The organism is Mameliella sp. LZ-28 (assembly GCF_012274245.1).
GTDB lineage: Bacteria > Pseudomonadota > Alphaproteobacteria > Rhodobacterales > Rhodobacteraceae > Antarctobacter > Antarctobacter albus.
On sequence record NZ_JAANYX010000033.1, the window covers coordinates 418,213 to 433,146 of the forward strand.

A 14,934-nucleotide genomic window follows, 5' to 3' on the forward strand; every position below is an offset into this window, starting at 1 on the left:
TGCTCTGCAGCTTCTGGCGGCCGCCCACCAGTGTCCAGAAATTCTGCCAACATCGGTGTAAGTTTTAGTTGACACTTCGCGAGTCCGAACCCTAGCATCGGGGGTGATTTCTCCGCTGGGGAGGGCGAAGATGCTGCGACAGATCCAAGAGGACGCCGGCCGCGAGACGCTCTACACGCAGGCGCAGAAGCAACGCCGCGACGAGAGCGCCTGGACCCTTGTTCAGGGCATCCTGGCGCCGCTGCAGTTCCTGGCCTTTCTGATCTCGCTGGCACTGGTGCTGCGCTACATGGCGACGGGCGCGGGTTATGAGGCGGCGACCGTCTCGATCCTGGTCAAGACAGGGTTCCTGTACCTGATCATGGTCACCGGGGCGATCTGGGAAAAGGTCGTCTTTGGCCAGTACCTCTTTGCGCCTACCTTCTTCTGGGAAGACGTCTTCAGCATGGTCGTGATTGCCCTGCACAGTGCCTATGTATGGGCGCTGCTGGCGGGCAGCCTGACACCGGGCGGGCTGATGCTGCTGGCGCTGGCGGCCTACGCCGCCTATGTCATCAACGCCGGACAATTCCTGCTGAAACTGCGGGCCGCACGGCTGCAGGCGGCGGTGCCCGCATGAGTGCACCCGCCCCCTCAACAGGATGCCGTGACGTCCCCGTCCTGGCCGAACGCGGCCAGCACGAGGTGTTTTGCGGACTGACCGGCATCATCTGGCTGCATCGCAAGATCCAGGACGCGTTTTTCCTGGTGGTCGGCAGCCGGACCTGCGCCCACCTGCTGCAAAGCGCCGCCGGGGTGATGATCTTTGCCGAGCCGCGTTTCGGCACCGCGATTCTCGAAGAGACGGACCTCGCCGGGCTGGCCGACGCGCAAGAGGAACTGGAACGCGAGGTCGACCGCCTGCTGTCACGGCGCCCTGACATCCGCCAGCTGTTCCTGGTGGGCAGTTGCCCGTCAGAGGTCATCAAGCTGGACCTGTCGCGCGCCGCCGAACGGCTGTCGGCGCGACATGCCCCCAAGGTGCGGGTGCTGAATTACTCGGGCTCGGGGATCGAGACGACATTCACCGAAGGCGAAGACGCCTGCCTGGCCGCGATGGCCCCGGTCCTGCCGGACACCGACCGGCGGCAGCTTGTCATTGTTGGCGCCCTGCCCGACGTGGTCGAGGATCAGGCGCTGGACCTTCTGAGCAAGCTGGGGATCGAGGACGTCGCCGTTCTGCCCGCGCGCCATGCCGACAGCGGCCTGGCCATCGGGCCGAACACCGTCTTCGCCCTCACACAGCCGTTCCTGGGGGGCACGCTTGCCGCCCTTGAACGGCGCGGGGCGCGGCACATTCCCGCGCCGTTCCCGTTTGGCGAGGAGGGCACCACTGCGTGGCTGACCGCCGTGGCGCGGGAATTCGGCGTTGATCAGGCGCATTTCGATGCCGTGACCGCCGCGCCCCGTGCCCGCGCCACCCGCGCCGTGGCCCAGGCCGCCGAGGGCCTGCGCGACAAGTCGGTGTTCTTCTTCCCCGACAGCCAGCTGGAAATCCCGCTGGCCCGTTTTCTGACCCGCGAATGCGGGATGCGGGCCATCGAGGTCGGCGCGCCCTATATTCACCGCGCCGTCGTCGGCCCCGAGCTGGACCTGCTGGCCGAAGGCCCGCAACTGGCCGAGGGACAGGACGTCGAACGTCAGCTGGACCGCTGCCGCGCCGCGCGCCCCGATCTGACGGTCTGCGGGCTTGGCCTTGCCAACCCGCTGGAGGCCGAGGGGCTGGCCACCAAGTGGGCCATCGAACTGGTCTTTACCCCGGTGCATTTCTACGAACAGGCGGGCGACCTGGCCGGGCTCTTCTCGCGCCCTCTGCGCCGCCGCGCGGCCCTGCGGTTGGAGGCGGCGGAATGAAGCTGTCGGTCTGGACATACGAAGGCCCGCCGCATGTGGGCGCCCTGCGGGTCGCGACGGCGATGAAGGGGCTGCACTACGTCCTGCATGCGCCGCAGGGCGACACCTATGCCGACCTGCTGTTCACCATGATAGAGCGGCGCAATCACCGTCCGCCGGTGACCTACACCACCTTCCAGGCGCGCGACCTGGGCGCCGACACGGCGCAGCTGTTCAAGACCGCCTGCCTGGCCGCCTATGACAGGTTCCGGCCGCAGGCGATGATCGTCGGCGCCTCCTGCACCGCGGAACTGATCCAGGACGATCCCGGCGGCATGGCCGAGACGATGGGCCTGCCGGTGCCGGTGATCCCGCTGGACCTGCCCAGCTACCAGCGCAAGGAGAATTTCGGCGCCGATGAGACCCTGTTCCAGCTTGTCCGCGCCCTCGCCCGCCCGATGGACAGGTCGGCCCATGTCACCTGCAACCTGATCGGCCCGACGGCGCTGGGGTTCCGCCACCGCGACGACATCACCGAACTGACCGCCCTTCTGGGCGACATGGGGATCGGCGTGAACGTCTGCGCGCCCTACGGCGCCACCCCGCAGGACCTGACCCGGCTGGGGGCCGCGCATTTCAACGTGTTGATGTACCCCGAGACCGGAGAGGCCGCCTGCCGCTGGATGGAGCGAGAGCTGGGCCAGCCCTATACCCGCACCGTGCCCATCGGCGTCGGCGCCACCCGCGATTTCCTGGGCGAGGTCGCGGCCCTGACCGGCCGGTCGCTGGCGCTGGACGAAAGCCGCCTGCGCCTGCCCTGGTATTCCGCCAGCGTCGACAGCACCTACCTGACGGGCAAGCGCGTCTTCATCTTCGGTGACGGCACCCACGTGGCCAGCGCCGCCCGCATCGCCCGCGACGAGATGGGGTTCGAGGTGGCGGGACTGGGCTGCTACAACCGCGAACAGGCCCGGATGATCCGCGCCCTGGCACGCGACTATGGCGTCGAGGCGCTGATCACCGAGGATTACCTCGAGGTTGAGGCCCGCATCGCCGAGCTGGCCCCCGAGATGATCCTGGGCACCCAGATGGAACGCCATATCGGCAAGCGCCTGGGCATTCCCTGCGCGGTCATCAGCGCGCCGGTCCACGTCCAGGACTTTCCCGCCCGCTACTCGCCCCAGATGGGGATCGAGGGCGCCAACGTGATCTTCGACACCTGGGTGCATCCGCTGGTCATGGGGCTGGAGGAACACCTGCTGACCATGTTCCGCGAGGATTTCGAGTTTCACGACGATGCCGGGGCCAGCCACCACGGCGGCGCCGCCACGCCGCGCGTTGTCGATCCCGCCCCCGCTCCCGCCGAGGCGCCTGACACCGGCGGCGAGGTCATCTGGCTGGACGAGGCGGAACGCGAGCTGCGCAAGGTGCCCTTTTTCGTGCGCGGCAAGGCGCGCCGCAACACCGAGACCTATGCCAGCGAACGCGGGCTGACCCGGATCGGGCTGGACACGCTTTATGACGCAAAGGCCCATTATGCGCGATGACGGGTTCATAGGCGGCCCCGGCGCCCCGGACGGCTACAGCGTCGTGATCCTGACGCTGGACGCTCATGCCGCCGGTCCCTGCGCCCGCGCCGCGGATCGGCTGCGGGGCGAGTTTCCCGGCCTGCGCGTCGCGATCCATGCCGCCGCCGAATGGGGCGAACACCCCGAGGCGCTGGAGGCCGCGCGCCGCGACATCGCCACGGGCGACATCATCGTCGCCAGCCTCCTGTTCCTCGACGAGCACATCCGCGCGATCCTACCCGACCTGCAGGCGCGGCGCGAAAGCTGTGACGCGATGGCGGGGCTGATCTCGGACGCGCGCATCGTCAAGCTGACCCGCATGGGCGGGCTGGACATGGCCGCCCCGGACAGCGGCGTGTCGAAGCTGATGAAAAAGCTGCGCGGCAGCGGCAAGTCGGGCGTGCAGGACGGCGCCCGCAAGATGCGGATGCTGCGCCGCCTGCCCCGCATCCTGAGGCTGATCCCGGGCCGCGCGCAGGACCTGCGGGCCTGGTTCCTGTCCATGCAATACTGGCTGGGCGCGTCCGACGACAATGTCGAGGCGCTGATCCGCTTCCTGATCTCGCGCTATTGCCGCCACGCGGACTGGCGCGGGGCCGAAGCCCCGGCACCGCAGGACTATCCCGAGGTGGGCCTGTATCACCCCGACCTACCCAACCGCATCGCCACCGATCCCGCCGCCCTGCCCGGCCCGGCGGCACCGCGCGCCACCGTCGGCCTGCTGATGATGCGCAGCTATGTCCTGTCCGGCGACACGGCACATTACGACGCCGTCATTCACGCGCTGGAAGCGCGGGGCCTGCGCGTCCTGCCCGCCTTTGCCGGGGGCCTGGACGGGCGACCCGCCATCGAAGGCTATTTCCAGGACCAGCACGGCGCCAGGATCGACGCGCTGCTGTCGCTGACGGGGTTCTCGCTGGTGGGCGGGCCGGCCTACAACGACAACGCCGCCGCCACCGCGCTGTTGCAGGCGCTGGACGTGCCCTATGTCGCCGCGCATCCGCTGGAGTTCCAGACGCTGGGCGAATGGGCCGCCTCGGCGCAGGGGCTGGGTCCGATCGAGACCACCATGCTGATCGCCCTGCCCGAGCTGGACGGCGCGACCAACCCGACGATCTTTGCCGGGCGCCACGGGCCGTCGGGCTGCGACGGGTGTGCGCGGGCCTGCCAGGCGGCCTCGACCGTCAAGGCGCTGGCCCCCTGTCACGACCGGATCGAGGCGCTGGCCGCCCGGGTCGATCGGTTGGCGGCGCTGCGCCGTTCACGGGTGGCCGAACGGCGGGTCGGCATCGTCCTGTTCGGCTTTCCGCCCAATGCGGGCGCGGCCGGGACAGCCGCTTACCTGGACGTGTTCCAATCGCTATTCAACACGCTGCACGCGATGGCGGACCGCGGCCATGACCTGACCCCGCCCGACAGCGTCGAGGCGCTGCGCGAGACGGTGCTAGGGGGCAATGCCCGCCAGTACGGGCAAGAGGCCAACGTGGCCGACCACGTCGGCGCCGAACGGATCGTGACCGACACCCCCTGGCTGGACGAGATCGAGGCGCAGTGGGGTCCCGCCCCCGGCAAGGTCCAGAGCGACGGGCGCGGGGTGTTCATCCTGGGCGCCACCTTCGGCAAGGTCTTTGTCGGGCTGCAACCCGCCTTCGGTTACGAGGGCGACCCGATGCGCCTGCTCTTCGAGCGCGGCTTTGCCCCGACCCATGCCTTTGCACAGTTCTACCTCTGGCTGCGGGACCAGTTCCGCGCCGACGTTCTGCTGCATTTCGGGATGCATGGCGCGCTGGAATTCATGCCCGGCAAGCAGGCTGGCCCCGGCCCCGCCTGCTGGCCCGACCGCCTGATCGGCGACATGCCGAACGTCTATCTCTATGCCGCCAACAACCCTTCAGAGGCAACGCTGGCCAAGCGGCGCTGCGGCGCGGTGACGGTCTCTCACCTGACGCCGCCGCTGGCGACGGCGGGGCTCTACAAGGGGCTGGCCGAGCTGAAGGACAGCCTGACCCGCTGGCGCGGCGCCGCCCCCGGCGATCCCGCCCGCGACGAGATCGCCGCGCTGATCGCCGACCAGGCAGAGGCGCTGGACATGGTGGACACCGACCCCGAAGCGCTCTGGCTGCGCCTGCTGGAAACCGAAGAGGCGCTGATCCCCGAGGGGTTGCATGTGGTCGGCCGCGCCATGTCGCCCGAGGCGTGCAACAGCTACCTGGACCTGCTGCCGCCCGAGGCCGACCGCGAGGGGATCGCGGCGCAACTGGGGCGTGATACTGAACTGCCCGCGCTGATGCGGGCGCTGGAGGGGCGCTTTACCCCGCCGGTGCCGGGCGGCGACCTGATCCGCTCTCCCGAGATCCTGCCCACCGGGCGCAACATCCATGCCTTCGATCCCTTCCGGATGCCCAGCGCGCTGGCCTGCCGCGACGGCGCGGCGCAGGCAGACCTGCTGCTGGACACGCACAAGACCCTGCCGCGCAGCATCGCCGTGGTGCTCTGGGGGTCCGACAACATCAAGTCCGACGGCGCGCCCATCGGGCAGGCCCTGGCGCTGATGGGTGCGCGGCCCCGGTTCGACGGGTTCGGGCGGCTCTGCGGCGCCGAACTGATCCCGCTGGAGGACCTGGGCCGTCCCCGCATCGACGTCATCATGACCCTGTCGGGCATCTTCCGCGACCTGCTGCCCCTGCAGACCCGGATGCTGGCCGAGGCGGCGCTGAAGGCGGCTGAGGCCGACGAGCCCGCCGACCGCAATTTTATCCGCGCCCATGCGCTGGCCTGCATCGAGGAAACCGGCTGCGACATGGCCCAGGCGGCGCTGCGGGTCTTTTCCAACGCCGAGGGCGCCTACGGGTCGAACGTCAACCAGATGGTGGATTCCTCGGCCTTTGGCGACGAGGACGAACTGGCCGACGCCTACGAGGCGCGCAAGAGTTTCGGCTATGGCACCGATGGCAAGGCACAGGCCCGCCCGGCGCTGTTGCAACGGGCGCTGGCCCGCGTCGACCTGGCCTATCAGAACCTCGAATCCGTCGAGCTGGGCGTGACCACGGTGGACCATTATTTCGACACGCTGGGCGGGATTTCCCGCGCGGTGAAACGCGCGCGCGGCGGTCAGGGCGCCGCCGTCTACATCTCGGACACGACGCGGGGCGCGGGCAAGGTCCGCAGCCTGGCCGACCAGGTGGCGCTGGAAACCCGCGCCCGCTCGCTGAACCCCAAGTTCCACGAGGCGCTGCTGAAACATGGCGCCGAAGGCGTCCGCCAGATCGAGAGCCACGTCACCAACACGCTGGGCTGGTCGGCCACCACCGGGGCGGTCGAACCCTGGGTCTATCAGCGGATTTCCGAGACCTTCGTGCTGGACGAGGAGATGCGCAACCGGCTGGCGGCGCTGAACCCGGCGGCCTCGTCCCGGATGGCGAACCGGCTGCTGGAGGCGCACGACCGCGCCTATTGGCAGACCAGCGCCGAAACCCTGGCGGCGCTGCGCGAGGCGGCGGATGCGCTGGAGGACCGGATGGAAGGGGTGGCCGCGGAATGACCGGGCATTGCGCATCCGGCACGGTCGGACCGGGGCTCTGCCCCGGACCCCGAGGTATTTCCGGCCCAAAGAAACAAGGGGCATTGCGCCCCGTTTGGAGGACTTCATGAGCCCGAGAGACGACATCCCGCAATTGCGGCGCGGTCAGGACGGTGAAGGATCGGTGCAGGTGCACCAGGACGCCGACGCCAGGATCGAGGGGGCCAAGGTCTTTTCCGTCTACGGCAAGGGGGGGATCGGCAAGTCGACGACCTCGTCCAACCTCTCGGCGGCCTTTGCCAAGATGGGCAAGCGGGTGCTGCAGATCGGCTGCGACCCCAAGCATGACAGCACCTTTACCCTGACGGGCCGGTTGCAGCCCACGGTGATCGACATCCTCAAGGAGGTGGATTTCCACGCCGAGGAGCTGCGCCCCGAGGACTTCGTGACCGAGGGCTGGGGCGGCGTGCATTGCGTCGAGGCGGGCGGCCCGCCCGCCGGCACCGGCTGCGGCGGCTACGTCGTGGGCCAGACGGTGAAGCTGTTGAAACAGCACCACCTGCTGGAAGACACGGACGTGGTGATCTTTGACGTCCTGGGCGACGTGGTCTGCGGCGGCTTTGCCGCGCCCCTGCAGCACGCCGACCGGGCGGTGATCGTGACCGCCAATGATTTCGACAGCATCTACGCGATGAACCGGATCATCGCCGCGGTGCAGGCCAAGTCGGCCAACTACAAGGTGCGGCTGGCGGGCTGTATCGCCAACCGCTCGCGCGAGACCGACGAGGTCGATCGCTACTGCGCCAGGGTCGGCTTCGACCGGATCGCGCATATGCCCGACGTGGACGCCATTCGCCGCTCGCGGCTGAAGAAGAAGACGCTTTTCGAGATGGACGACGAAGACGACATCATCGCCTGCCGGGCGGAATACCTGCGGCTGGCCGAGACGCTCTGGCGCGGGACCGAACCGCTGGCGCCGGCGCCGATGGAAGACCGCGACATCTTTGAAATGCTGGGGTTCGACTGAATGAGCTACGAGGCCACCAGATCCCGGGTCGAGACCTATTTCGACACCACCGCCACCCGCACATGGGAGCGGTTGACCAGCGATGCGCCGGTCAGCCGCATCCGCGAGACCGTGCGGCGCGGACGGGACGCGATGCGGACACAGATCCTGTCGCGCCTGCCAGGTGACCTGCGCGGGGCGCGGGTGCTGGACGCGGGCTGTGGCACCGGACAGATGACCGCCGAACTGGCGGCGCGCGGGGCCGAGGTGGTGGCCGTCGACATTTCCCCGGCGCTGGTCGGGATCGCGCGGGACCGCCTGCCCATCGACCTGCGCGGGCAGGTACATTTCACCAGCGGCGACATGCTGGACCCGGCGCTGGGCCGGTTCGACCATGTGACCGCGATGGACAGCCTGATCTACTACGCCGAAAGCGACATCGCGCAGGCCCTGCAGGGGCTGGCCCGCCGCACCGAGGGCCGCCTGGTCTTTACCGTGGCGCCGCGCACGCCCCTGTTGATGGCAATGTGGCGCATGGGACAGCTGTTCCCGCGCGCCGACCGGTCGCCGGTGATGGTGCCGCATGCCCCGGCCCGCCTGTCGCGCGCGCTGGGACGCGCCGGGGCGCCCGGGCGGCTGGCGGTGCTGGAGCGGGTTTCGGTCGGCTTCTACATCAGCCAGGCGATGGAGCTGGCCTCATGATCCTGCGCCCCGCCCATCTCAAGGCCCTGACGGCGCGGCTGTTGCCCTTTGCGGATGCCGCCAGCCCCGGCCTGCCGATGGGCCAGCTGTTGCGGTTGTCGCTGTTCCAGGTCTCGGTCGGCATGGCGACGGTGATGCTGCTGGGCACGCTGAACCGGGTGATGATCGTCGAGCTGTCTGTGGCGGCCACGGTGGTCGCGGCGATGATCGCCCTGCCGGTACTGATCGCGCCGTTCCGGGCGCTGCTGGGGTTCCGGTCGGACACCTACCGCAGCGCGATCGGCTGGAAACGCATTCCCTACCTCTGGTTCGGCTCGCTTTGGCAGATGGGCGGGCTGGCGGTCATGCCCTTTGCGCTGCTGGTTCTGTCCGGCGACGCGGTGCACCAGCTGCCCTTTGCCGGAGAGGTGCTGGCGGCGCTGGCTTGCCTGATGACGGGCCTGGGACTGCACATGACCCAGACCGCCGGGCTGGCGCTGGCCACGGACCGCGCCGATGCGGAGACGCGCCCGCGCGTGGTTGCCTTGCTTTACGTGATGTTCCTCTTGGGCATGGGGGTTTCGGCGGTGGTGATTGGCTGGCTGTTGCGGGACTTCAGCCCCCTGACGCTGGTGCGCGTGGTGCAGGGCGCGGCGGTCGTCGGCATCCTGCTGAACCTGGTCGCGCTGTGGAAACAGGAACACATGCGCCCGATGTCGCGCGCCGAGCGCGAGGCGCCCCGCCCGCGCTTTGCCGAGGCCTGGTCCGACCTGCTGGCTGGCGGAGAGGCCGGGCGGCTGCTGGCGGTGGTATTCCTGGGCACGCTGGCCTTCAACATGCAGGACGTGCTGCTGGAACCCTACGGCGGCGAGATCCTGGGCCTGAGCGTGTCAACCACGACGCTGTTGACCGCCATCTGGGCGGCGGGCGCGCTGGCGGGCTTTGCCCTGGCTGGCCGGGCCCTGGCGCGCGGGCGGGACGCCATGCGCATGGCGGGCACCGGGATGCTGAGCGGGATCGCGGGTTTCTGCGCGGTGGTCTTTGCCGCACCGATGCAAGCGCCCGGACTGTTCTTTGCCGGGGCCGGGCTGATCGGCCTGGGCGGCGGGCTTTTTGCAGTTTCGACCCTGCTGGCGGCGATGCGGATGCCCGCCACCGGCCGGGCCGGGCACGGCCTTGCCCTGGGCGCCTGGGGGGCCGCACAGGCCACAGGGGCCGGGCTGGCCATCGCCCTGGGCGGAGGCCTGCGCGACTGGATCGGGGCGCTGGCCAGCGCCGGCGGCCTGGGCACCGCGCTGCAATCCCCCGCCACCGGCTATGCCTTTGTCTACCACCTGGAAATCGGGCTGCTTTTCGTGACCCTCGCGGCCCTTGGCCCGCTGGTGCGCCTGCGCAGGCCGCCCCCCACCCCGCAATCGGAGACCCGCATCGGACTTGCGGATTTCCCCACCTGAGACCCCGAGTCGAGAGCACGGACACCCTGGAAAGGACAGACCAATGGCAGACCCCTTCTTCGGCAACTTCGACCTGGCGAGCCTGGCGCTCTGGCTGTTTCTCGTATTCTTCGCCCTGCTGATCTACTACATCCAGCGCGAGAACATGCGCGAGGGCTATCCGCTCGAAAACGACGACGGCGACCCGGCGCCCAACCAGGGCATGTTCCCGGTTCCCGACGACAAGACCTTTACGCTGCCCCACGGGCGCGGCACCGTCACCGTGCCGTCGGGCCAGAACAGGGAACGGGCCGACCTGGCGCTGGCACGCACCGCCGCCTCGGACGGGTTCCCCTTTGAGCCGACCGGCGACCCGATGGCCGATGGTGTCGGGCCTGCTTCCTGGGCGGCACGGCGAGACGTGCCGGAACTGGATGGCCACGGACACCCCAAGATCGTGCCGATGAATGCCACCGGAACCTTTCACGTCGCCGCCGGGCGCGATCCGCGCGGGCTGCCCGTTGTGGCCGGGGACGGCGCCGTCGTCGGCAAGATTTCCGACATGTGGGTGGACGCGCCGGAACAGCTGGTCCGCTACCTGGAGGTGACGCTGGACGACGAGGCGGGCAAGCGGTTGATCCCGATGACGATGGCCCGCATCCGCAAGGACAGCGTGCGCGTGCGCTCGATCTTTGGCGCGCAGTTCGCAGGCGTGCCGCAACATGCCTCGCCCCGGCAGGTGACGCTGCTGGAAGAGGAAAAGATCTGTGCCTGGTACGGCGGCGGCACGCTTTACGCCAGCGCCGCGCGGCAGGCCCCGCAACTGGGCTGAGACCGGGAAAGGAAGAGCGCCATGAGCCATGACGATTTCGCCTTCGAGCCGGTCCGCGGCCTGCCCGAACGCCCACCGGAGGGAGAGCAGATCCTCTGGCAGGGGCGCCCGGACTGGTGGGCGCTGACGGTTGAGGCGCTGAACCTGAAATGGGTGGCGCTCTACTTTGTGGGGCTGGCGGCCTGGCGCTTTGTCACCCTGGTCGACCAGGGCAGCGCGGTTCAGGCCTTTGCGGCCTCGTCCCCCTTCCTGGTCCTGGGCGCGATCGTCTGCGTGCTGCTGATGATCGTGGGCTTTGTCCAGGCCCGGGCCACGGTCTACACGATCACCAATCGCCGGGTCGCGATGCGCATCGGCGCCGCGCTGACGGTGACGCTGAACCTGCCTTACAGCCAGATCCGCAGCGCCGACCTGTCGCTGCGACGCCGGGGCACCGGGACCGTCGCGCTGGACCTGCTGCCCGGGGACGTGCGCCTGTCCTACCTGGTGTGCTGGCCGCATGTGCGCCCCTGGGTGCTGCGCCGCACACAGCCCGCGCTGCGCTGCATCCCCGAGGCCGAAAACGTCGCGCGCCTGCTGGCTGACCAGGCCGAGGCCGAGATCGCAACGCCCCGCGTGGCCCGTGGCACCCCTGCCCGCCCCGCGACCCTGGCCGCAGAGTAGAGGTTTCGCAATGTCCCGCACCGCAATGCCGCCCCGCCTGAGACGCCCCGCCGACGACAAGGAGCTTGTCCCGCGCGTCATGGTGCGGCTGGTGGGCCTGCTGATGCTGACGGTGCTGGCACTGGTGACCGCCGCCCGCCTGACCGACCGCCCGCTGGAGGCACTGCCGCCGGGCGGCGCCGTGACCCTCAGCCGCGAGATCGTGCTGTCCGGCGACATGGCCGGTGCCGCGCGGGTCCACACGCCCGAGGGTGTGCTGATTGCCGATCTTACGCCCGAAGTGGGTGGATTCATCTCCGGTGTCTACCGGGTCCTGCTGCACGAGCGTGGCAAACATGGTGTCGCGCCTGACGCCCCCGTCACGCTCTTGCAACGCGATACCGGCAGGCTCGAGCTGCACGACAGCAGCACCGGGTGGCGCGCCGACCTGATGGGGTTCGGCGCAGACAATGCCAGGGCCTTCGGGCGTTTGCTGGCGCAATGAGGGAAGGAGGCCAATAAATGGGATGGCTGACACATGAATTGGAAAGGGCGCCCTGCACGGTAGAGATCTCGCACAGGTTCGAGAGCCTGCACGCGCATGTGCGTTTCGATAACGGCACCACCGTCTACCCCGGCGACAGCGTCCGGGTCCACGGACCCGAGATCATGGCGCCCTACGGCGAGGTGATCCGCGAGGCGCGCGAGGCGACGATCGTCCGCGCCTCCGGGCTGGAACGGCTCTGGACCCGGCTGACCGGCGATTTCGAGGTTATGGAACTCTGCGAATTCTCCTTCTCCGAGGAGGTCACGCTATGAACGTCCAGAACATGCACAGCGCCGACGCCACCACCGCCGAGGAAGGCCTGGCGATCCAGGCGGAACAGGCGAAATTCGACAGCAAGGCCGCCACCGAGACGGCGATGCAGAACACCCTGCTGACGCCGCGCTTTTACACCACCGATTTCGACGAGCTGGACGCCATCGACGTCAGCCCGGTGCGCGACGACTGGGACCGGCTGATCGCGCAGATGGTCAGCGACCCGAACAAGGGCCATTTCAAGAAGAACGAGGACTGGGACCGGATCGACTGGGACGGGATGGAGCCGCAGTTGCGCAAGGAATTCATCGACTTCCTGATCTCCTCCTGCACTGCCGAATTCTCGGGCTGCGTGCTTTACAAGGAGATGAAGCGGCGCGGCACCAACAAGGACGTGACCCAGCTGTTCCAGCTGATGGCGCGGGACGAGGCGCGGCACGCGGGCTTTATCAACGACGCCCTGCGCGAGGCAGGCGTGGCGGTGAACCTGGGCTTCCTGACGCAGAAGAAGAAATACACCTATTTCCGGCCCAAGTTCATCTACTACGCCACCTACCTGTCGGAAAAGATCGGCTACGCGCGGTACATCACCATCTATCGCCACCTCGAGGCGCACCCCGAGCACCGCTTTCACCCGATCTTCAAGTGGTTCCAGGAATGGTGCAACGACGAGTTCAGCCACGGCGAGGCCTTTGCCCTGCTGATGAAGACCGATCCGAAACTGACCTCGGGCGTCAACGTGCTGTGGATCAAGTTCTTTCTCACGGCGGTCTTTGCCACGATGTATGTCCGCGACCATCAGCGACCCGCCTTTCACAAGGCGCTTGGCGTCGATCCGGACTGGTACGGGCAAGAGGTCTTTGCCAAGACCAGCGCCCTGTCGAAACAGATCTTTCCGATCACGCTGGACATCGACAGCCCGCGCTGGTCGGCCGGGCTGAAGCGGCTGCAAAAGGCCAATGCCGATCTTGACCGCGCCCGCAAACAGGGCGGCGTGGCCGGGTTCGCGCGGCGGATCTCGGCGCAGGTGCGGGCGGTGACGGCCTTTGCCGGGCTCTATTTCATCCCGGCGATAAAGCATCGCCTGCCGGCCAGCACCCGGCTGGAGCCGGCCTATTGAGCGACCGGGCGCATATCCCCCGGCGCCCCTGTGCAGACAGCGCCTTTCGGGTGTGCCCGTCATGACGGGCGCGCCCTGGATCGCTGCGCTGGCCGCGCTGTTTCTCTGGTGGTTTTCCACCGGGGCGATCCTGGTCGTCGTGCGCATGGCGGACCGGCGCGGGGCGCGGGCGCGGCGGGCGGTCACGCTGGCGGGCCTGCCCCTGCTGGCACTGGGCGCCTGGGGCATTCACGTCACCCAGGCGCTGGCAGGCCCCGGCGGCGCCTACTGGGCCTTCCTGTCGGCGCTGGCGGTCTGGGGCTGGATCGAGCTGTCCTTCATGACCGGCGCGATCACCGGCCCCAATCCCTATGCCTGCCCCCGTGGCCTGCCGGAATGGGAACGCTTCATCCGCGCCTGGGGCACCATCGCCTACCACGAGATGCTGCTGGCCGCCGTGCTGATCGCGATCTGGCTGCACGGCCATGACGCCGCGAATAGCGTTGCGCCCTGGACCTTCACCATCCTCTATTTCGCGCGCATCTCGGCCAAGCTGAACCTCTATTTCGGCGTGCCCCGGATAAACACCGAGTTCATCCCCGAGGCGCTGTCGCACCTGGCCAGCCATTTCCGCGTGCAGCGGCTCAACTGGCTGTTCCCGGTGTCGGTCACGGCGCTGAGCCTGGCCACCGCCTGCTGGCTGGAACGGCTGGTGGCGGCGCCGACGCCGGGGGCGGCCACGGGGTTCGCCCTGCTGGCGGCCCTGACCGCGCTGGCGCTGCTGGAACACTGGCTGATGGTGCTGCCCCTGCCCGATGCGAAACTCTGGCGCTGGATGCTGCCCGCGCCCCGCCCTGCCACGACGACACGACACCCGGAGGAACCTCATGGAATTTGACGCCCTGTTCACCGCCCAGCTCGACGCGCTCAAACAAGAGGGCAACTACCGGATCTTCGCGGAACTCGAACGCCGCTGCGGGGCCTTTCCCGCCGCGCGCAGCCATGACGCCGACACGCCGGACGAGGTGACCGTCTGGTGTTCGAACGACTACCTCGGGATGGGCCAGCATCCGGCGGTTCGTGCGCGGATGAAGGAGGTGGTGGATCAGTGCGGCACCGGGGCGGGTGGCACGCGCAACATCTCCGGCACCAATGCGCATCACGTCGCGCTGGAGGCGGAACTCGCCGACCTGCACGGCAAGGAGGCGGCGCTGCTCTTCACCTCGGGCTATGTCTCGAACTGGGCCGCGCTTTCGACCCTGGGCAGCCGTTTGGCGGATGCGGTCATCCTCTCGGACGCGGCCAATCACGCCAGCATGATCGAGGGCATCCGTCATTCCCGCGCCCGCAAGGTGATCTGGAAACACAACGACCCCGAGGACCTGGACCGCAAGCTGGCGGCGCTGCCCGCCAACGCGCCCAAGATCGTCGCCTTCGAATCCGTCTACTCGATGGATGGCG

Annotated in this window: 14 protein-coding genes; all 14 read left to right on the forward strand. The window is 68.7% G+C overall.

All coding sequences use genetic code 11. The features are described 5' to 3' along the window. Positions 1–130: 130 nt before the first annotated feature. Positions 131–619 (forward strand): 2-vinyl bacteriochlorophyllide hydratase, encoded by a 489-nt coding sequence (gene bchF, locus G9Q80_RS20015; RefSeq protein ID WP_088715737.1) that lies wholly within the window; start codon positions 131–133, stop codon positions 617–619. Beyond that, positions 616–1,893, forward strand: coding sequence for a ferredoxin:protochlorophyllide reductase (ATP-dependent) subunit N (locus G9Q80_RS20020; RefSeq protein WP_088715736.1), 1,278 nt, complete (start codon positions 616–618; stop codon positions 1,891–1,893). The genes bchF and G9Q80_RS20020 overlap by 4 nt, the downstream gene beginning before the upstream one ends. Next, positions 1,890–3,419: a ferredoxin:protochlorophyllide reductase (ATP-dependent) subunit B gene (gene bchB / locus G9Q80_RS20025; protein ID WP_088715735.1), complete on the forward strand. Its 1,530-nt coding sequence runs from the start codon at positions 1,890–1,892 to the stop codon at positions 3,417–3,419. The genes G9Q80_RS20020 and bchB overlap by 4 nt, the downstream gene beginning before the upstream one ends. Further along, the gene (locus G9Q80_RS20030; RefSeq protein ID WP_088715734.1) at positions 3,409–6,981 is read left to right on the forward strand and encodes a magnesium chelatase subunit H; all 3,573 of its coding nucleotides are present in this window, start codon (positions 3,409–3,411) and stop codon (positions 6,979–6,981) included. The genes bchB and G9Q80_RS20030 overlap by 11 nt, the downstream gene beginning before the upstream one ends. Before the next feature lie 106 nt (positions 6,982–7,087). Next, positions 7,088–7,987 (forward strand): ferredoxin:protochlorophyllide reductase (ATP-dependent) iron-sulfur ATP-binding protein, encoded by a 900-nt coding sequence (bchL, locus tag G9Q80_RS20035; protein WP_088715733.1) that lies wholly within the window; start codon positions 7,088–7,090, stop codon positions 7,985–7,987. Beyond that, entirely contained in the window at positions 7,988–8,668 is a 681-nt protein-coding gene (gene bchM, locus G9Q80_RS20040; RefSeq protein ID WP_088715732.1) for a magnesium protoporphyrin IX methyltransferase, read from the forward strand. Next, entirely contained in the window at positions 8,665–10,101 is a 1,437-nt protein-coding gene (locus tag G9Q80_RS20045) for a PucC family protein (protein ID WP_088715731.1), read from the forward strand. Before bchM ends, G9Q80_RS20045 begins: the two co-directional genes overlap by 4 nt. A 43-nt stretch (positions 10,102–10,144) precedes the next feature. Beyond that, the gene (gene puhA, locus G9Q80_RS20050) at positions 10,145–10,912 is read left to right on the forward strand and encodes a photosynthetic reaction center subunit H (protein WP_088715730.1); all 768 of its coding nucleotides are present in this window, start codon (positions 10,145–10,147) and stop codon (positions 10,910–10,912) included. 21 nt (positions 10,913–10,933) lie between these two features. Further along, the gene (gene puhB, locus G9Q80_RS20055; RefSeq protein WP_088715729.1) at positions 10,934–11,575 is read left to right on the forward strand and encodes a photosynthetic complex putative assembly protein PuhB; all 642 of its coding nucleotides are present in this window, start codon (positions 10,934–10,936) and stop codon (positions 11,573–11,575) included. Positions 11,576–11,585: 10 nt separating this feature from the next. Continuing rightward, positions 11,586–12,059, forward strand: a complete 474-nt coding sequence (puhC, locus tag G9Q80_RS20060) for a photosynthetic complex assembly protein PuhC (RefSeq protein ID WP_088715728.1) — start codon at positions 11,586–11,588, stop codon at positions 12,057–12,059. A gap of 17 nt (positions 12,060–12,076) precedes the next feature. Continuing rightward, on the forward strand, positions 12,077–12,373 hold the full coding sequence (locus tag G9Q80_RS20065) for an O2-dependent cyclase accessory protein (protein WP_043143925.1): 297 nt from the start codon (positions 12,077–12,079) through the stop codon (positions 12,371–12,373). Continuing rightward, complete coding sequence (acsF, locus tag G9Q80_RS20070; protein ID WP_088715727.1) at positions 12,370–13,494, forward strand: magnesium-protoporphyrin IX monomethyl ester (oxidative) cyclase; 1,125 nt, start codon at positions 12,370–12,372, stop codon at positions 13,492–13,494. The genes G9Q80_RS20065 and acsF overlap by 4 nt, the downstream gene beginning before the upstream one ends. A gap of 61 nt (positions 13,495–13,555) precedes the next feature. Further along, positions 13,556–14,371 carry a putative photosynthetic complex assembly protein PuhE gene (gene puhE / locus G9Q80_RS20075; protein WP_088715726.1) on the forward strand — a complete coding sequence of 272 codons (816 nt, stop codon included), beginning with the start codon at positions 13,556–13,558 and terminating at the stop codon, positions 14,369–14,371. After that, a partial coding sequence (locus tag G9Q80_RS20080; protein ID WP_168246573.1) for an aminotransferase class I/II-fold pyridoxal phosphate-dependent enzyme occupies positions 14,361–14,934 on the forward strand: 574 nt, incomplete at its 3' end. The genes puhE and G9Q80_RS20080, both read left to right, overlap by 11 nt.

Coding starts and splice junctions, on each gene's coding strand:
- bchF (WP_088715737.1), top strand. CDS start 131: ATGCTGCGACAGATCCAAGAGGACGCCGGCCGCGAGACGCTCTACACG.
- G9Q80_RS20020 (WP_088715736.1), top strand. CDS start 616: ATGAGTGCACCCGCCCCCTCAACAGGATGCCGTGACGTCCCCGTCCTG.
- bchB (WP_088715735.1), top strand. CDS start 1,890: ATGAAGCTGTCGGTCTGGACATACGAAGGCCCGCCGCATGTGGGCGCC.
- G9Q80_RS20030 (WP_088715734.1), top strand. CDS start 3,409: ATGCGCGATGACGGGTTCATAGGCGGCCCCGGCGCCCCGGACGGCTAC.
- bchL (WP_088715733.1), top strand. CDS start 7,088: ATGAGCCCGAGAGACGACATCCCGCAATTGCGGCGCGGTCAGGACGGT.
- bchM (WP_088715732.1), top strand. CDS start 7,988: ATGAGCTACGAGGCCACCAGATCCCGGGTCGAGACCTATTTCGACACC.
- G9Q80_RS20045 (WP_088715731.1), top strand. CDS start 8,665: ATGATCCTGCGCCCCGCCCATCTCAAGGCCCTGACGGCGCGGCTGTTG.
- puhA (WP_088715730.1), top strand. CDS start 10,145: ATGGCAGACCCCTTCTTCGGCAACTTCGACCTGGCGAGCCTGGCGCTC.
- puhB (WP_088715729.1), top strand. CDS start 10,934: ATGAGCCATGACGATTTCGCCTTCGAGCCGGTCCGCGGCCTGCCCGAA.
- puhC (WP_088715728.1), top strand. CDS start 11,586: ATGTCCCGCACCGCAATGCCGCCCCGCCTGAGACGCCCCGCCGACGAC.
- G9Q80_RS20065 (WP_043143925.1), top strand. CDS start 12,077: ATGGGATGGCTGACACATGAATTGGAAAGGGCGCCCTGCACGGTAGAG.
- acsF (WP_088715727.1), top strand. CDS start 12,370: ATGAACGTCCAGAACATGCACAGCGCCGACGCCACCACCGCCGAGGAA.
- puhE (WP_088715726.1), top strand. CDS start 13,556: ATGACGGGCGCGCCCTGGATCGCTGCGCTGGCCGCGCTGTTTCTCTGG.